At 72.9% G+C, this 16941-nt stretch carries 14 protein-coding genes; 5 read left to right on the top strand and 9 right to left on the bottom strand.

Annotated features, from left to right (window positions below; all coding sequences use genetic code 11):
• Positions 1-3: 3 nt before the first annotated feature.
• From ACZ5NW_RS06925 to glyA, 5 genes are read right to left on the bottom strand one after another with little or no spacing between them, the layout of a single operon-like run.
• The gene (locus ACZ5NW_RS06925) at positions 4-612 is read right to left on the bottom strand and encodes a sarcosine oxidase subunit gamma (protein ID WP_468742663.1); all 609 of its coding nucleotides are present in this window, start codon (positions 610-612) and stop codon (positions 4-6) included.
• Entirely contained in the window at positions 605-3421 is a 2817-nt protein-coding gene (locus ACZ5NW_RS06920) for a sarcosine oxidase subunit alpha family protein (RefSeq protein WP_468742662.1), read from the bottom strand. The genes ACZ5NW_RS06925 and ACZ5NW_RS06920 overlap by 8 nt, the downstream gene beginning before the upstream one ends.
• Positions 3418-3699, bottom strand: a complete 282-nt coding sequence (locus tag ACZ5NW_RS06915; protein WP_468742661.1) for a sarcosine oxidase subunit delta — start codon at positions 3697-3699, stop codon at positions 3418-3420. Before ACZ5NW_RS06915 ends, ACZ5NW_RS06920 begins: the two co-directional genes overlap by 4 nt.
• Before the next feature lie 10 nt (positions 3700-3709).
• A complete protein-coding gene (locus tag ACZ5NW_RS06910; protein WP_468742660.1) occupies positions 3710-4930 on the bottom strand; it encodes a sarcosine oxidase subunit beta family protein in 1221 nt (406 codons plus the stop codon).
• On the bottom strand, positions 4927-6216 hold the full coding sequence (gene glyA / locus ACZ5NW_RS06905; RefSeq protein WP_468742659.1) for a serine hydroxymethyltransferase: 1290 nt from the start codon (positions 6214-6216) through the stop codon (positions 4927-4929). The genes ACZ5NW_RS06910 and glyA overlap by 4 nt, the downstream gene beginning before the upstream one ends.
• 110 nt (positions 6217-6326) lie before the next feature.
• On the opposite strand from glyA, the gene ACZ5NW_RS06900 reads away from it, so the two are divergent.
• Positions 6327-6992: a GntR family transcriptional regulator gene (locus tag ACZ5NW_RS06900; RefSeq protein ID WP_468742658.1), complete on the top strand. Its 666-nt coding sequence runs from the start codon at positions 6327-6329 to the stop codon at positions 6990-6992.
• Between the two features lie 40 nt (positions 6993-7032).
• On the opposite strand, the gene ACZ5NW_RS06895 is transcribed toward ACZ5NW_RS06900, so the two are convergent.
• A complete protein-coding gene (locus ACZ5NW_RS06895) occupies positions 7033-7803 on the bottom strand; it encodes a polysaccharide deacetylase family protein (protein WP_468743009.1) in 771 nt (256 codons plus the stop codon).
• A gap of 199 nt (positions 7804-8002) precedes the next feature.
• Between ACZ5NW_RS06895 and ACZ5NW_RS06890 the strand changes: the two genes are divergently transcribed.
• The 3 genes from ACZ5NW_RS06890 to ACZ5NW_RS06880 all read left to right on the top strand — a co-directional run bounded on the left by ACZ5NW_RS06890 (position 8003) and on the right by ACZ5NW_RS06880 (position 13959).
• Entirely contained in the window at positions 8003-8449 is a 447-nt protein-coding gene (locus tag ACZ5NW_RS06890) for an SRPBCC family protein (protein WP_468742657.1), read from the top strand.
• Positions 8450-8519: 70 nt separating this feature from the next.
• Positions 8520-9875, top strand: coding sequence for an esterase/lipase family protein (locus tag ACZ5NW_RS06885; RefSeq protein WP_468742656.1), 1356 nt, complete (start codon positions 8520-8522; stop codon positions 9873-9875).
• Positions 9868-13959: a hypothetical protein gene (locus ACZ5NW_RS06880; protein WP_468742655.1), complete on the top strand. Its 4092-nt coding sequence runs from the start codon at positions 9868-9870 to the stop codon at positions 13957-13959. Before ACZ5NW_RS06885 ends, ACZ5NW_RS06880 begins: the two co-directional genes overlap by 8 nt.
• A gap of 10 nt (positions 13960-13969) precedes the next feature.
• Here the strand turns inward: ACZ5NW_RS06880 and ACZ5NW_RS06875 are convergent, their stop codons facing one another.
• Entirely contained in the window at positions 13970-14551 is a 582-nt protein-coding gene (locus tag ACZ5NW_RS06875; protein ID WP_468742654.1) for a TetR/AcrR family transcriptional regulator, read from the bottom strand.
• 71 nt (positions 14552-14622) lie between these two features.
• Here ACZ5NW_RS06875 and ACZ5NW_RS06870 point away from each other — a divergent pair, with 71 nt between their 5' ends.
• A complete protein-coding gene (locus ACZ5NW_RS06870) occupies positions 14623-15114 on the top strand; it encodes an FBP domain-containing protein (protein ID WP_468742653.1) in 492 nt (163 codons plus the stop codon).
• Positions 15115-15154: 40 nt separating this feature from the next.
• Here ACZ5NW_RS06870 and ACZ5NW_RS06865 read toward each other — a convergent pair whose 3' ends face one another.
• Together ACZ5NW_RS06865 and ACZ5NW_RS06860 are read right to left on the bottom strand one after the other, a co-directional pair.
• Positions 15155-15589 carry a VOC family protein gene (locus ACZ5NW_RS06865; protein ID WP_468742652.1) on the bottom strand — a complete coding sequence of 145 codons (435 nt, stop codon included), beginning with the start codon at positions 15587-15589 and terminating at the stop codon, positions 15155-15157.
• A gap of 71 nt (positions 15590-15660) precedes the next feature.
• Positions 15661-16938 (bottom strand): hypothetical protein, encoded by a 1278-nt coding sequence (locus ACZ5NW_RS06860; protein WP_468742651.1) that lies wholly within the window; start codon positions 16936-16938, stop codon positions 15661-15663.
• Positions 16939-16941 lie beyond the last annotated feature (3 nt).

Here is a 16941-nt window from a genome sequence, read left to right as displayed (position 1 = left end):
CTCTCAGGGCACCTCCGGGCCGCCGTACTCGCTCATCGCGTCGATGAGCCAGCGGGCGAGGTGGTCGGCGAACGAGGAGCGCGGGAACAGGCGGTAGGTCGGTGCTTCGTCGGTCTGCCAGAGCAGTACCCCGATCGGGCCCACCGTGGTCGACACCGCGCGGCCGGGGCCGAAGGCGCGGGGGTGGAGATCCGCCGGGCAGCCCTTCTCCAGCACCTGCCGGGCGGCCGGGCCGCTCAGTTCCAGGGTGGTGCGGTTCGCGGAGACGTCCACCACCGAGCCCGGGGCGCCGCCCAGCGCCTCCGTCAACTCCGCGGTCAGGGAGGCTGGTTCGGCCCGGGACACGACGAGCCACTCGTCGGGGCCGAGCCAGACCGCCGTGTGCGGTCCGGACGTGCCGGTGCCGCCGCACTGCCGGGGCAGCGGCGCCCCCAAGGTCTTCCCGACGCGGTCCGCCGCCTCGGACGCGGGATCGACGCGCACGTTCACCATGGTGAGGAACGGCCGCTCGGTCAGCGTGACGCCGCGCGCCCCGGTGACCGTGGCGGCGCGCATCCGCTCGTCCAGATGCGCCAGGGGGCTCACCCGCAGGTCGGTCGTCGGCTCAGCCATCGCGTTTGGTCCCTTCGGGGTCGTAGAGGACGGGGTCGGTCACCGCGACGGGCACCAGTTCCTCGCCCACCGGCGCGAGCAGCGTCTCGCCGATCCTGTCCCGCCCGCCGGCGACGAGGGCGAGGGCGAAGGGCCGGCCGAGGGCCGGGCTGTGGTAGCTGGAGGTGACGTGGCCGAGCATCGGCACGGGCACGGTGTCCAAGGAGGCGTCCGGAGCGACGAGTTGCGTGCCCTCGGGCAGTCGGGTCGTACGGTCGCTCGGGAGCAGGCCGACGAGGTGCCTGCGGTCGGAACGGGAGGTGTCGGCGCGGGAGTGGGACCGCTTGCCGATGAAGTCCTTGTGGGGAGAGACCGCCCAGCTCATGCCCGCGTCCTGCGGGGTGACCGTGCCGTCGGTGTCCTGGCCGACGATGATGTAGCCCTTCTCGGCCCGCAGGACGTGCATGGTCTCGGTGCCGTACGGGGTGATGCCGTACGGCTGCCCGGCCGCGTACACCTGCTCCCAGACCGCCAGGCCGTACCAGGCCGATACGTTGATCTCGTAGGCGAGTTCGCCGGAGAAGGAGATCCGGCAGACGCGGGCCGGGATGCCGGAGGCGAGGGTGGTCTCGCGGAAGGCCATGAAGGGGAAGGCCTCCGCCGACAGGTCGATGCCGGGGGCGAGTCGGGCGAGGACCTGGCGGGACTTCGGGCCGACGACGGCGATCGTGGCCCACTGTTCGGTCACCGAGGTGCAGTGCACGTCGAGTTCGGGCCACTCGGTCTGCAGCCACTCCTCCAGCCAGTCCAGGACGGCGGCGGCGCCGCCGGTCGTGGTGGTCATGAAGTAGCGGTTGTCGTCGAGGCGCAGCGTCACCCCGTCGTCGAAGATCATCCCGTCGGGCTTGCACATCACGCCGTAGCGGGCCGTGCCGGGCTTGAGCCTCTTGAAGGCGTTGGTGTAGATCCGGTTGAGGAACTCGCCCGCGTCCGCGCCCCAGATCTCGATCTTGCCGAGGGTGGAGGCGTCCATGAAGGCGACCCCTTCGCGGGCCGCCCGGCACTCGCGGGCCACGGCGGTGTCCCTGTCCTCGCCGGGCCGGGGGTAGTACCAGGGGCGCTTCCACTGGCCGACGTCCTCGAACTCCGCGCCGTGGGCGACGTGCCAGCGGTGGATCGACGTCGTCCGCTCGGGATCGAACAGCTCACCGCGCTCCCGCCCGGCGAGAGCGGCGAAGGCGACCGGGGTGTACGGCGCCCGGTAGGCCGTGGTGCCGATCTCTCCCGGTGAGCCGCCGAGGAGGGCTGCGATGACGCCGATGGCGTTGACGCCGGACGTCTTGCCCTGGTCGTTGGCCGTACCGAGCGAGGTGTAGCGCTTGACGTGCTCCACGCCGCGCATCCCGGCGCCGGTGGAGCGCCGGATGTCGGCGACGGTGACATCGCGCTGGAGGTCGACGAAGTGGGTGTCCCAGCCGTCGTCGGGACCCGGCACCAGCCACAGGGCGCGCACCTCGGGCCGTGCGTCCGGGTGGGCGACCGCGGGCACCGGCACCGGGAACCCGGCCTCCGTCGCCGCCAGCGCACCGGCGCGCGCCCCCTCGGCCACACAGGCGTCGAGGTCGTACGTCCCCCGTGCCGCGCCCACGACCTGCTGGTCCCGTACGGTCCCGTCCGGGACGAACGCGGCGAGTCCGGTGTCCCAGCGCAGCCGTCCCTGGCGCTGGCTGTGCAGATGGACGACCGGACTCCAGCCGCCCGAGACGGCGAGCAGGTCGCAGTCGAACCGCTCGGGGGAGCCGGCGAGTTCACCATCGGCGTCGAGGCGCCTTACGGTGACGCCGGTGAGCCGGGCGTCGCCCGAGGTGTCGACGACCGCGCTGCCCGCCAGCACCCGCACGCCGGTCGCCGCGGCGGCCTCGGCGGCCCGCCGGGACAGTTCGGCGCGCGCGTCCACGACGGCGGCCACCGCGACGCCCGCGGCGTACAGGTCGGCGACGGTGTCGTAGGCGCTGTCGTTGGTCGTGGCGACGACGGCCCGCGAACCCGGGGCCACCGCGTACCGGTTGACGTAGGTGCGCACCGCGCCGGCGAGCATCACGCCGGGCCGGTCGTTGCCGGCGAAGACCAGCGGACGCTCGTGCGCGCCGGTCGCCAGGACGACCTGGCGGGCGCGGATGTGCCACAGCCGCTGCCGCGAGACGCCCTGGGGGGCCTGCGCGCCGAGGTGGTCGGTGCGCCGTTGCAGGGCCAGCACGTAGTTGTCGTCGTATGAGCCGAAGGCCGTGGTGCGGTGGAGGACGATCGCCTCGGGGGCGGCTTCGAGAGCCGCGCGCGGCTCGGCGGCCCACTCCCCGTCGTCGGGCTCGGGCCGCTCGTCGACGAGGATCACGCGCGCGCCGGCGCGTGCGGCAGCGGCGGCGGCCGTGAGTCCGGCGGGGCCGGCTCCGACGACCAGGACGTCGGTGTGGACGTACTTCTTGTCGTAGACGGCCGGGTCGGGGGTCGGGTCGAGCCGGCCCAGGCCGCGGAGCGTGGTCGCGGACAGGCCGTCGTACAGCTCCACGGTCGTGGCCGGGAGCATGCCCTCCGAGCACGAACCGTGCAGCTGGATCAGGGCGTTGGGCTCTTCGACGCCGGCGGCGACGATGCCGCGCGGGCGGCCGCGGTAGAGCGAGGGCGCGACCTGGACGAGGCCGTTCGCCAGCATCGCCGAGGCGACGGTGTCGCCGGGGTGGCCGGTCAGTTCCCGTCCGTCGACGGTGAACCGCAGGACGGTGTCGCGGTCGATACGGCCGCCCTGCGCGAGCCGGTGGGGCTGGTCGGTCATCGGTCGCCTCCGGGGCGGGGCTCGTCGAGCCGGTAGGAGGTCAGCACCTCGTGGGTGGCGGTGTCGCGCAGGACGTTGAACCAGCGCCGGCAGCCGGTGCTGTGCACCCAGCGCTCGGCGAAGGGGCCCTTGGGGTTGTCGCGGTAGAAGACGTACGCGGCCCACTGGTCGTCGGTGAGGCCGGCGGGGTTCTCGGGGTAGGGAACGTGGGCCTGTCCGCCGTAGTGGTACTCGGTCTCGTCCCGGGGGCCGCACCACGGGCAGGTGATGAGCAGCACGGGGTCCTCCTCAGTGGGCCACGGCTGCGGCGCCGTGCTCGTCTATCAGCGCGCCCGTCCGGAAGCGGTCGAGGGCGAAGGGGGCGTTCAGCGGATGCGGCCGGCCGGTCGCGAGGGTGTGCGCGAAGGTCCAGCCGGCGGCGGGGGTGGCCTTGAAACCGCCGGTTCCCCAGCCGCAGTTGACGTACAGGTTCTCCACCGGGGTGGCGCCGATGATCGGGGAGGCGTCCGGGGTGACGTCGACGATGCCGCCCCAGGTGCGCAGCACGTGCGCCCGTGCGAAGACGGGGAACAGCTCGACGGCGGCGGCCATCTGCTGCTCGATGACGTGGAAGGAGCCGCGCTGGCCGTAGCCGTTGTACGCGTCGACGCCCGCGCCCATCACCAGCTCGCCCTTGTGGGCCTGGGAGACGTAGACGTGTACGTGGTTGGACATGACGACGGTCGGGTGCACCGGTTCGTGCAGTTCGGAGACGAGTGCTTGCAGCGGGTGGGACTGCACCGGAAGCCGTACGCCCGCCCGCTCGGCGAGCACGCTGCTGTGCCCGGCCGCCGCGAGGCCGACCCGGCCGGCGTGGATGCGGCCGCGGTCGGTCTCGACGCCCACGACCCGGTCGCCGTCCTTGAGGAAGCCGGTGACCTCGCAGCCCTGGATCAGGTCCACGCCCAGCTCGTCGGCGCGGCGGGCCAGCGCCCAGGCGACGTGGTCGTGCTTGGCGATGCCGGCGCGGGGCTGGAAGGTGGCGCCGAGGACCGGGTAGCGGGTGCGCGGCGAGACGTTGAGGATGGGGCAGACCTCGGCGACCTGGTCCGGCTCCAGCCACTCGGCGTCGACGCCGTTGAGGCGGTTGGCGTTGACGCGGCGCCTGCCCTCGCGGACGTCCTGGAGGGTGTGCGCGAGGTTGAGGACGCCGCGCTGGCTGAACAGGAAGTCGTAGTCCAGCTCCTCGGGGAGCCGCTCCCACAGTTTGAGGGCGTGTTCGTAGATCGCGGCGCTCTCGTCCCACAGGTAGTTGGAGCGGATGATCGTGGTGTTGCGGGCCATGTTGCCGCCGGCCAGCCAGCCCTTCTCCAGGACGGCGACGCGGGTGATGCCGTGGTTCTTGGCGAGGTAGTAGGCGGTGGCCAGGCCGTGGCCGCCCGCGCCGACGATGACGACGTCGTAGGAGGAGCGCGGCTCGGGGTTGCGCCAGAGGAAGTCCGGGTGTTCCGGGAGGGGTTGGGTGCTCATGCCGTGGCTCCGTCGGCGTAGAGGGGGAAGGCGGACGTCAGTTTCCCGACGCGGGCGCGCAGTTCGTCGTCCGGCCGTTCGCCCTTGAGGGCCTCGGCGATGATGTCGGCGACCTCGCGGAACTCCGGCGCGCCGAAGCCGCGGGTGGCGAGGGCGGGGGTGCCGATCCGCAGCCCCGAGGAGATCATCGGCGGGCGGGGGTCGAAGGGCACGGCGTTGCGGTTGACGGTGATGCCGACGCGGTGCAGCAGGTCCTCGGCCTGCCGTCCGTCGAGCGCGGACCCGCGCAGGTCGACGAGGACGAGGTGGACTTCGGTGCCGCCGGTCAGCACGCTGATCCCGGCCTCGGCCACGTCGTCGGCGAGGAGCCGTCCGGCGAGGATGCGGGCGCCGTCCAGGGTGCGCCGCTGGCGTTCCTTGAACTCCTCTCCCGCCGCGACCTTGAAGGCGACCGCCTTCGCCGCGATGACGTGCTGCAGCGGGCCGCCCTGCTGGCCGGGGAAGACGGCCGAGTCGATCTTCTTGGCGAGGTCCGCGCGGCTGAGGATCACCCCGCCGCGCGGGCCGCCGAGGGTCTTGTGGGTGGTGGTCGTGACGACGTCGGCGTAGGGCACCGGGTTCGGGTGGAGCCCCGCTGCCACGAGTCCGGCGAAGTGCGCCATGTCCACGAGGAGGTACGCGCCCACCGCGTCGGCGATCCGGCGGAACGCGGCGAAGTCCAGCCGGCGCGGGTACGCCGACCAGCCGGCGACGATCATCTTCGGGCGGTGCGCGAGGGCGAGCCGCTCGACCTCGTCCATGTCGACGCGCAGGTCGGACGGGCGCACGTGGTACGGCACGACGTCGTACAGCTTGCCGGAGTAGTTCAGGCGCATGCCGTGGGTGAGGTGACCGCCGTGCGCGAGGTCGAGGCCGAGGATCGTGTCGCCGGGCTTCAGCAGCGCGAACATGGCGGCCGCGTTGGCCTGCGCGCCCGAGTGCGGCTGCACGTTGGCGGCCTCGGCGCCGAAGAGCTCCTTCACGCGGGCGATGGCCAACCGCTCGATCACGTCGACGTGTTCGCAGCCGCCGTAGTAGCGGCGGCCGGGGTAGCCCTCGGCGTACTTGTTGGTCAGGACGGAGCCCTGCGCCTGGAGGACGGCGGCCGGGACGAAGTTCTCCGAGGCGATCATCTCAAGGGTGGCCTGCTGGCGGTGCAGTTCGGCGTCGACGGCGAGGGCGATGTCCGGGTCGAGGTCGCGGAGCGGGCTGGAGAGGGACGAGGTGGGCGAGGTGTTCGCTGCCATCTGTGCACCATCCTGGGGGACGACATCCTGGGGCCCAACTAGTGCGCAACTGATATATCAGACTCTGCGGTACGGTATGGGAGCTCGCCGGAGAGGTCAAGGGGGCATCCATGCATCAGGTGGCGACCGAGTCGGCCGGCGAGGAGCCGACCCTCGCCGAACGCGCCTACCGCGCCATCCGCGACCGGCTCGTCATGCTCGACATCCGCCCCGGCGCGCCGATCAACGAGGAACAGCTGGGGCAGTCCCTGGGCGTGGGGCGCACGCCCGTGCGCGAGGCCCTCAAGCGGCTCCAGTACGAGCGGCTGATCACCACGTATCCCCGGCGCGGCACCTTCGCCACCGAGGTCAACATCACCGACCTCGCCCATATCTCCGAGGTGCGGCAGGAACTGGAGCCGCTGGCCGCGGCGCAGGCCGCGCGGCGCGCGACGGCGGCCGACCGGGCGGCCCTCACCGCCCTGCGGCGGGAACTGCAGAGTGCGGACCACGGCCGGCGGGACGCCGCCGCGCTGATGCACCTGGACCTCCAGGTCCACCGCGCCATCTACACCGCCGCGCACAACCCGTACCTGGAGGACACCCTCGTCCGTCACGACAACCTGGCCACCCGCATCTGGTGCCTGTTCATCGACCGCCTGTCCGACATGGCCGGCCATGTCGAGGAGCACGGGCCGCTGATCGACGCGATCGTCGCCGGTGAGCCCGAGAAGGCGGCGCGGCTGGCCCGCAGCCACGTGGAGGAGTTCGAGCGGGCGATCCGCGCCGCGATCTGAGGCGCGAAGGGCTCGACCGGCTCGGGCTTGTGCCCGTCGTTCAGCGCACCGGGAAGCCGAACGAGTAGCCCTGCTGCTTGAGCCAGGGGAGGATCCGGCGCAGGGCGGCGACGGTCTGGGCGCGGTCGCCGCCCGCGTCGTGGAAGAGGATCGTCGGCCCGTTGGGCACCTCACGCTCGACGGTGGCGACGATGGCGTCCGCGCCCGGCCGCTCGAAGTCCTTGGAGTCCACGTTCCAGCCCAGCGGGCGCATGCCCCGCGAGGCGGCGAGCTGACGGCTGTAGGGGGTGAAGGCGCCGCCGGGCGCCCGGTAGTACATCGGCCGCACGCCCCCGGACGCCTCGGTGATCATGCGCTCGGCGTCGAGTATCTGCTGCGACTGGTAGGCCTGGGACTTCTTGTCCATGGCGGTGTCGTGGGACACGGAATGGTCGCACAGCCGGTGCCCGGCCGCCACGACCTGCTTCACGAGGTCCGGGTGGGCCTGCGCCTGCGTCCCCACCATGCAGAACGTGGCCTTCACGCCGAACTCCCGCAGCACGTCGAGCACCTGGGGCGTCCAGACGGGGTCGGGGCCGTCGTCGATGGTGATGTTGACGCCGTGCGCCCCCTGGTCCGAGGCGTGCACGATCGTCACGGCCACCGGCTTGATGGCGCTGCCCGGCGTGGCGGACGCGGACGCCCGGGGCGAGGCGCCGCCCACGACATCGGCCTGCGCGGTCCACACCGCGGCGCCGGCGGCCAGCACCGTCACCCCGAGCGCCGACCCGACCACCTTGCCGTACCAGCCCCGCCCGCCGTGCCGCGCCATGTCCGCCCCGCTTTCCCGCAGTTGCTCGCCATCCCTGGTCGCCTTCCGACCACCAGGCAGGACGAGCGACGGCGGCCCGGGGATCCGTCCGTTACGGATCACGGACAATTCCGTGGGTGTTCACGGACAACTCGGCGGCGTCACCCGGTCGGAGCAGCGCACGGTGCCGGAGGTGGGCCGCGCGGCTAGCGTGGTCGGTATGTCCCGGAATCGCCGGTTGATCCTGAGCTCGCCCTCCAAGGTCTGGGGCTTGCTGTCCGACGGCCATCGCTACGGAGAATGGGTCTCCGGAACGCAACGCGTCATCACCGCGGACCCGCACTGGCCGGAGGTGGGCGCCCGCCTTCAGGTCCGCGTCGGCGTCGGCCCGCTCGTCCTCGACGACACCTGTGTCGTACGGATCTGTGAGCCGCAACGCCGTCTGGAGCTGGAAGCGAAGGCAGGTCCCTTCGGTGCGGCCCGCATCGCCATGAACCTGATCCCCTGGGGCGAGAACACCCTGTTCGTTCTCGACTGGCATCCCCTGCGGGGCCCCGGCATCCGGATGCACGGGCTCCCCGTGGACTACGTCGTATCGATCCGCAACGGCATGATGCTCACCAAGCTGGCCCGGATCGCGTTGCGCGAGGAGCACGGCATCTCCTGAAAGCGCGCCCGCGATGCCGTGAGTATCCCTATTCTGCTGCCATTTGAGGCGTGCTCATGGGGGGAACGGCGTGGCAGCAGCATCTCCGACGGCGGACGCGTGCCGCGACGCCGTCGTCGTCCTTCCCGGGATCATGGGCAGTGAAATCGTGGAGACGTCGACCGGGCGCGTCCTGTGGGGTGCCTCGGACGCCCGTTGGTACGCCGATGCGTGGACGACCGGGAACGCGCTGGCCGCGCTGCACGTCACCGACGACGAGCGCGACGGACGCACCGACCGCGTCACGGCCACCCGGCCACTGCGCTTCCCCGCCTTCGCGCCGATGCTCCGCGGCTTCGAGCCCTACACGAGGCTGCTCTCCGCCGTCCGCCGGACGGTGGCCCACCCCGACGCCGTACTGCCCTTCCCTTACGACTGGCGGCTGTCCGTGTCGCACGCGGCGGCCCGGCTGGCGGATGCGGCCGACGATCACCTGAGGGCGTGGCAGGCGCACCCTCGGGGCGGCCGCGAGGCTCGGCTCGTCCTGGTCGGCCACTCCCTGGGCGGGCTGGTCGCCCACGCGTTCATGACCGACCTGGGCGGCGCCCGGGACGTGCGGATGTCGATCACGCTGGGCACGCCGTTCTCCGGCTCGGTGCTGGCCGCCGGCCTGCTGGGCTCGGGGCGGGGCGGCCCCCTGCCGCTGCCGCGACGCCGGTTGCACGCCCTGGCCCGGACCCTGCCGGGGCTCCATGAACTGCTGCCCGGATACCGCTGTGTCAGGGAACCCGGCGGCACCTTCAGAAGGTTCACCGCCGACGACGCCGCGGCGCTCGGCGGCGATCGCGAGCTGGCCCGGCAGGCGCTCGACCGCCAGGACAGGATCCGGGCGCGTCCGCTGCCGCAGCTGCGCGCGGTCGTCGGCGTCGGCCAGCGCACCGGCCAGAGCCTGACACTGTCGGCGGGCACGGCGGAGCTGCACGAATGCGTACCCGACGGGACGGGGGTCACCGACCGGCGCGGTGACGGGACCGTCTACCGGGACGCGGCCGCTCCGCCGGGCGAACGCCCCTTCCACGTCCCCCAGAGCCATGGAGCCCTCGCGCGCAGCGACGAGACGCTCGCGCAGGTCGGCGCGCTGCTGACGGAACGCCCGCTCGGGCCGCCCCTCGGGGCCGCCGAGCCCGGTCTGCACGTGCCGGACATGGTGTCGGCGGGGCAGCCCTTACCGATCGAGGTCGACGTGGCGGGCGGCCCGGGAGCGGCGGTCTGCCAGGTGTTCGACGCCGCCACGCAGTTGGAGACCGACCGACCCCGGCTCGCCGCCCGCGACGGCCGGTTGTGGGGCGAGACCCGGCCGACCCGTCCCGGGCTGTACCGGATCGAGGCCACCTCGGGCGGCTTCTCGGCGGTACGGCAGCACGTCCTGGTGGTGGCGCATGGGTGACTTCTCCTTCGTCCCCGTGACGATCGACCGCTACGACCACTTCTCCGCCCTCGACGCGGGCCAAGAGGCCGACCGCATCGCCGAGTTGCTCGAACCGTTCGGTGGACGCCAGGACCGGTGGCAGGCGGAGGGGCGTGATCTGTCCTCGGTCGGCCGGCGGCTGCGGTCGTGGGCGCATCCGCCGGCGCCCCGCAGTTCGCTGCTGTACTGGGCCGGGCACGGGGAGGCCCGGCCGGGCGCCGCATGGCTGGCGGCGCAGGACTCCCCGTCACCGATGACCGACGGCGCGGTCAACCCCGAGTCCTTCGCCGAGTACGTGGCCTCGGAGTGGCGCTCCCGCTCAGCGGACGAGAACGCCTGGGCACTGATCGTCGTGGAGGCCTGCGGAGCACAGCGGTTCATGGAACTGCTGTACTCCCGGCTCCTCAAGACCGAGGGCATCGACCGTCTCGCAGTCATCGGCGCGGCGGGGTACGGAGCGGCCTACCTGGGCCTTTTCCGTCAGGCGCTGAAGGCGGCGCTGGCCGGCTACTCCGACAACGACCCCACCGTTCCGCTGCGCGACCTGGTGGGCCGGGTGGAGCGCCGGCTCGGCGACCAGGGGTGGGTGCAGGACCGCGGGCTGTTCCGGGCCGCGCCGCTGATCCGCCGTCCCCTGGCCGGGCCGGTCACCGCGCCGCTCGACGTCCACGCGGAGTTGCGGGCCTTCCTCACCACCCTGTCGCCGGACGAGCGCGGCCACTTCCTGCCCAAGGCCCAGGGCGCCGAACAGGGCGAGCTCGCCTGGTACTTCGTGGGGCGCCGGGAGGAGAGCGGACATATCGCCGACTGGCTGCGCGCGCGGCGCACCGGTCTGCTCGTCGTGACCGGCGAGGCGGGTACGGGGAAGTCGGCACTGCTCGGCCATCTGCTCATGCGGTCGCGCCCCGAACTGAGCACGCTTCTGGAACGCGCCGGGATGATCGAGCCCGCCGACGCCGCGGGCGCTCCCCCACCGCATGTCTTCGACACGGTCCTGCACCTGACCGGGGCGACCACCGCCGAGGTGGTGCGGCGCCTCGCGGACGCGCTGGCGCTGCCGGCCGAGGTCGACACCATGGAGACGATCCTCGCGGCGCTGCGGCGGCGGACCGAGCCGTACACCGTCCTGGCCGACGCCCTCGACGAGGCCCAGGAGCCGACGGCCATCGCCCGGGAGGTGCTGGCGTGCCTCGCCGGGGTCGACGGGGTCCGCGTGGTCGTGGGTACCCGCGCCTCCACCAAGGAGGGTCCTGACGCGCCCGCCCCGCTGGACACGGACCTCCTGGACGCCCTCGGCGACGACGCCGACCACCCGGTCACCCGGATCACGGTGGGCCGGGACGGCGCCGCGGCCGCCGCGTACGTCCGCCGCCGCCTCGACGCCGCCTTCCCCGACGCCGGATCCGAGCACCAGGCGGTGAGCGAGGAGATCGGCAAGCGGGACCGGCCCTTCCTCTACGCCCGGCTGGCCGTCCACGAGCTCATCGCCCAGCCGGAGTTGCTCTCCCCCGCCCGCCGCGACCGCCGTACGCGGCTCCTCGCCCATGAGTACCGGGACCTGTTCGCCTTCGCCGCCGAGCGGATCGCCCGGCGCGGGCCCGCGTTCGGGCCGCTGCTGGAGGCGCTCGCGTGCGCGGCCGGCCGCGGTCTGCCCCGCGCGGACGGGATCTGGCTCACCGCGGCGCGGGCGCTGGCCCCGAACCACTCCGCCCGCGCCGCCGTCGGCGAGGAGTCCCTCGACGCCCTGCTGGAGGAAGCGGCACCCTACGTGATGCTCGACGCCGAGCACGGCCAGAGCGTCTACCGGCTGGCCCACCGCACGTTCGAGGAGCACTACGCCGCCGCGAAGGGAGCGCGGCCCGCCCGTCGGCACCGCCGCATCGCCGAGGCGCTGGCCGGGACCGCCGAGGCCGCTCTGCCCGCCCCGCCCAACCCCTACCTCGTCCACCACCTGGCCACCCATGTCGCCAGAGCCGACGCCTGGCAGTCGCTGGCGGACCGCCCGCACCTGCTCGACCAGTTGGATCCCGGCGCGGTGGCCGTCCAGGCCGTACGGTCCCGGGCACGGGGCGCGGCCCTGCCCGGCGCCATCGCCGCCGTGTGCGCCGCGCACCCCCGCCTCGCGGGCGCGGCCCCGGCCGAACGCGGGGCCCTGCGGGCGCTCGTCGAAGCGCGGCAGAACGGCTCTCTGCCCGACCCGTCCGGATGGCGCGCAGCGGGTCTCCCCTGGCAGCCGCTGTGGGCCGAGTTCACGCGTCTGCAGAGCCGCGGCACACGGGTGTTCACGGTCGACTGCGGCAGACTGACCGCGCTGGCCACGCTGAGGTGGAGCGACGGCCGCACGGTGGTGGCTCTGCTGGACGACGGTCACCCACCCCGGGTCCATCTCTGGGACCCGGTCGCCCTGGAGCCGGTCGCCGATCCGCACGTCCTGCCCCGCCAGGTGAACTCCCGCCGGCTGCTCACCGTTCCGAACGGGCGGGGGCACGACTGGCTGGCCCTGCCCGAGTGGCCGCGCTGGGAGATCTGGGATCCGACGACGTGGCAGCGCGTCGACGTGGTGGACGCTCCCGTCGGCACAGAGGTTCACCTCCGCGTCGCGGCGATGTGCACCGGCGACGGGGACACGCTCATCGTCCAGTGCCTTCCTCGTGAAGGGCCGCTCGTCTTCCAGAACCTGCGCACCGGGGCACGCACCATGGTCCACCTCCCCAGCGGCGGATGCACCGGTCTCAGCGTCTACGAACAAGAGGACGGATCGCCCGGCCTCATCGCGGCCGTGGACAGCCGCACGGCGTCGGATCGGCGTTTCGTCTCCGACGCCCCCGTTCCCGTCCGCCTGTTGGGCGCCAGGATGTACGGCAGGGCGGTGGCGGTGCCGGGGTTGCCGGGCCACCTGGTGCTGTCCCCCGCGCACGGACACCGGGGCACCCTGGATCTCTGGCGCGCGGCGACGGGCCTGCGGACGGCGCTGTTGAGCGTCGCCGACGTCCCGCCCCACGGCAGTGACGGCGGTCTCGGCGTCGCCCGCGGAACGGGCGACGAGTTGCTGCTCATGTCCCTGACGGGCAAGGACAGTACGGTCACGATCACCGGGGTGACCGACCTCGGCCACCAGCCGGAATACAGCGGCTCGCCCCGCGGCCACAATGTATGGGCCGTCCGGACGCCGGATCACGGCGACGCCTTCGCCTTCCATACGGCCCGCCACGTGGGCTTGTACCACGCCACGACAGGAGAGCTGCTCGCCGAGGAGGAGGCCTGGCGGCTTCACCTGCACGGGATGAGCGCCCCTGACCCGGAGATCTCGCCCATGTGGTCGGAGACGGAGGAACTGAGACACCTGGTGCAGGAGATCACCGCATCCGCAACCAAGGTGCCGTTTCGCGGACCGGACGGCACCACGTTGTCCGCGCAGTGGACCCGCGGGGACATCAGCTGTCCGGTCGACCCCCGCCACGTGGCCTGGTGGCGCCGGTGGGGTGTGGTCCGCGACGGCGTCCGGACCTGGCGACTCGGCCACCGTACCCATCTCGACGCCGTGCTGGCGAAGCCCGGCGGAGGTGCCCTGGTCCTGGCGACCCGGATCCGGATCAGGCGGCATCGGGGCATCGAGCGCCTGGAGCAGGTCACGTTCCTCCTCGACACCGACCGCCCTCGGCGGGTGTGGAGAATGCCGCACACGGGGCTCTACCCGAGCCTCGGCGCGGCGCTCCTCCAACTGCCCGAGCCCGTCCTGGCGCTCTGTGACCATAGGTCCGTCACGTTGTGGGACGTGGCCGGTCGCAGGCGTGGTGGCACGCTCGGCGACGGCGGTCAGGAGCCCATCGCGCGGATGACGCCCCTGCGGGTCGGCTCCGCCGGAGCGACGCGGGATCTGTTGGCCGTCTCACACACGGACGGGGTCCTGCGGTTGTGGGACCCGACGACCCCTCAGGATCCCCTCGCCGTACTGGACCTGGACTTCCAGGCCGAGGCCATGGCGGCGTCAGGAGCCCTGATCTGCCTCCTCAACGCGGATGGCGCCATCTGCCTCGACGTGGACGGCTGCACGCGGCCCTGAGCTACGCGATTCAGCCGGCGTGGGAGGGAAAGTTCCCGTTCCGCAGCAGGGCGTCGAGGGAGTCCAGGATCCAGAGCCAGGACGCCTGGGAGTCGACCGGGGTGTGGCTGAAGCCTCCGGCCGACTCCAGGCTGACGTAACCGTGGAAGACGCTGCCCAGCATCCGGACCGCGTGTGTCTGGTCCGGCTCGGTCAGGTCGTAGCCCCGCAGGATGGCGCGCGTCATCTGTGCGTGCCGGACGCCCGCGCTGGCGGCCGCCGTCTCGGTGTCGAGTCGCAGCCGGGCGGCGTCGTAGCGGCCGGGGTGCTCCCGGGCGTAGTCGCGGTAGGCGTTCGCGAAGGCGGCCAGCGCGTCCTTGCCGGCCCGCCCGGCGACGGCGTCGGCGGCCCGGTCGGCGAGTTCCTCCAGGGCGAGCAGGGCGATCCTGGTCTTGAGGTCCTGCGTGCTCTTGATGTGCGAGTACAGGCTCGCGACCTTGACGTCGAACCGCCGGGCGAGCGCCGAGACGGTGACCTGCTCGAAGCCGACCTCATCGGCGAGTTCCGCCCCCGCCCGGGTCAGCCGTTCCGGAGTCAGCCCCACTCGAACCATGATCTCTCTCCCATCCAGCTACAGCCAGTATGGAGTTGCCTAAACACTTTAGGCAAATTAGCGTGCTGCTCATGAGGCCACTGACCGAACAAGAGATCCGCGGCGCGTTCGTGAACTGCACGAAGGGCGAGGCGAAGCGCCTGAACGTCCCCCGCGACCTGGCCGAGCAACCCTGGGACGACCTCGACTTCCTCGGCTGGCGGGACCCCCAGGCCCCCGACCGGGCCTACCTGGTCACCGAGCTCGACGGCCGCCCGACCGCGCTCGCCCTGCGCAGCACGGGCGCCGCGTCCTGGCAGACGCGGCGCAGCATGTGCTCGATCTGCATGACCACCCACACCGGCGGCGTCTCCCTCATGGTCGCCCCGAGAGCGGGCAAGGCCGGTCAGCAGGGCAACACCGTGGGCGCCTACATGTGCGCGGACCTCGCCTGCCCGCTGTACGTGCGCGGCAAGAGGGACGCGGGCATGGGCGCCCGGCTCCACGAGACGCTCACCCTGGAGGAGAAGATCCGGCGCACCACAGGGAACCTCGCCGCGTTCATCGCCAAGGTCACCGCCTGAGGCGACCGGCCACGCCGGGCCCGGTCCGCCGCCGGGGCGCTCAGTCGAGGCAGAACTCGTTGCCCTCGATGTCCCGCATCACGATGCAGGACTCGTTCTCCTCATCGGCGAGCAGCACGCGCTCGCACTCCGCGCCGAGCGCGACCAGTCGATCGCACTCGGCCTGGAGCGTGGCGAGGCGCTCCTCACCCACGAGCCCGGTGCCGGCCCGGACGTCCAGGTGGACCCGGTTCTTGACGACCTTGCCCTCGGGGACGCGCTGGAAGTAGAGCCGCGGGCCCTCGCCCGAGGGATCGCTGCACGAGAACCAGGCCCCCCGCTGCTCGGGAGGCAGCGAGCGCCAGTAATCGTCCCACGTGGCGAATCCCTCCGGCGGCGCCGGTGCGACGTACCCCAGCACCTCGCACCAGAAGCGAGCGACGCGCTCGGGGTCCGCGCAGTCGAAGGTGACCTGGATTTTCTTGATCAACGACATCGGCGCACCCTAGCAGGGGGCGATCCGGCGCTCGTCTCCCGGTGCGGACGGACGTCTTCGTGCGCGGGGGCTCAGATCGGGAGCGTGCCCGGGAAGGCGCCGTGGCCGACGCCCGGTGCCGTGAGGGCGAGCCAGCCGTGGCCGCGTACCGCCGTGTCCGGTCCGACCTCGCCGGGGTCGACCGAGAGGTACCGGCAGGCGGACCGGGCGCCCGCGGTGCCCGCGTTGGGCGGGGCTTCGTCGTACTCGGGGTCGAAGTCGGGGTCGTCGGCCGCGAGGGTCTCCCACGGCAGCGGATCGCCCTCCCATTCGGGGTCGCTCTCCGCCGCGTACCGACGGATCACCGTGCCGTTCTCCGCGACCATCCACACGTCGGAGCCGCCGGCGTCGTCGAGGAAGAAGAGCTGGGCCTGGCCGCAGTGCGCGCTGAGCCGCTCGACCGTCTCGATCATGCCGTCCCAGGGGTCGTCGCCGACCAGCAGGTCGAAGGGGCCGAAGACCAGGCGCCAGCCGTCCAGTTCCGGGGTGACGAAGACCCGCCCGACGCTGTGGCCCGTGCCGTCCGGCCCGGGTATCCGGATCTCCCGGCTCTCCGTCGCCTCGACACCGGCGACGACCGTGACGGGCCGCCGGTCGTGCAGGTCCAGGGCCTCGAAGACGCCCTCGTACGACGCCCCGGGCACGGCCATCCACCAACCGCTGAGGGTCGACGCGGGGAGCCTCGGAATCTCGTGCGGGATCTTCACCCGGATCAGCCGCTCGATCGCCGCGCGGTCACGCTCGTCCAGCGCGTCGACGCCACCGCCCGCCACCAGCGCCGCCATCGCGCCCCGTCGTGTCCTCGGGGACGCGGCGGGGTCGCGGCGCAGGGCACGCAGCCGGGGCCCGAAGGAGTCGTGCAGCAGGCGGGCGTAGTCGACTGCCTTGTACGGGACGAGGCGGCCACGGGCGTAGCTCTCCACCAGGGCCCGCAGCCCCGCCTCGGAGTCCGTCCGCAGTCTGACCAGTCCCTGGAAGCCGTTGCCGGACGCGCCGTAGTTCGGGTCGGCCGCCAGGGCCGCGTACTGGTCGGCGGAGCGCTCGTCGAACACCCCGAGGAACCGCCCCGCCTGCCAGTCCGCCACTTCCTTGCGGCGCCAGGCCGCCAGCAGGGCGTCGAAGGCGGGCGGCCCGATGTGCCTCAACACCCGCATGACCGGCTGCAGATCGGTGGTCCGCCGCACACCGGCCACTTCCCGCAGCAGCGTGGGCACCACGACGTCGGCCTGCTCCGCCAGGCGTGCGGCTGCGGCCTGGACGCGCGTGGTGTCGTCGCTCTCCAGGTCCTCAAGAAGTGATTCGATCTTCATGCG

It is taken from the genome of Streptomyces sp. NPDC032126 (assembly GCF_055580085.1).
Note: the sequence above shows the minus strand (reverse complement) of the source record. Positions and strands in the feature narration are given on the sequence as shown.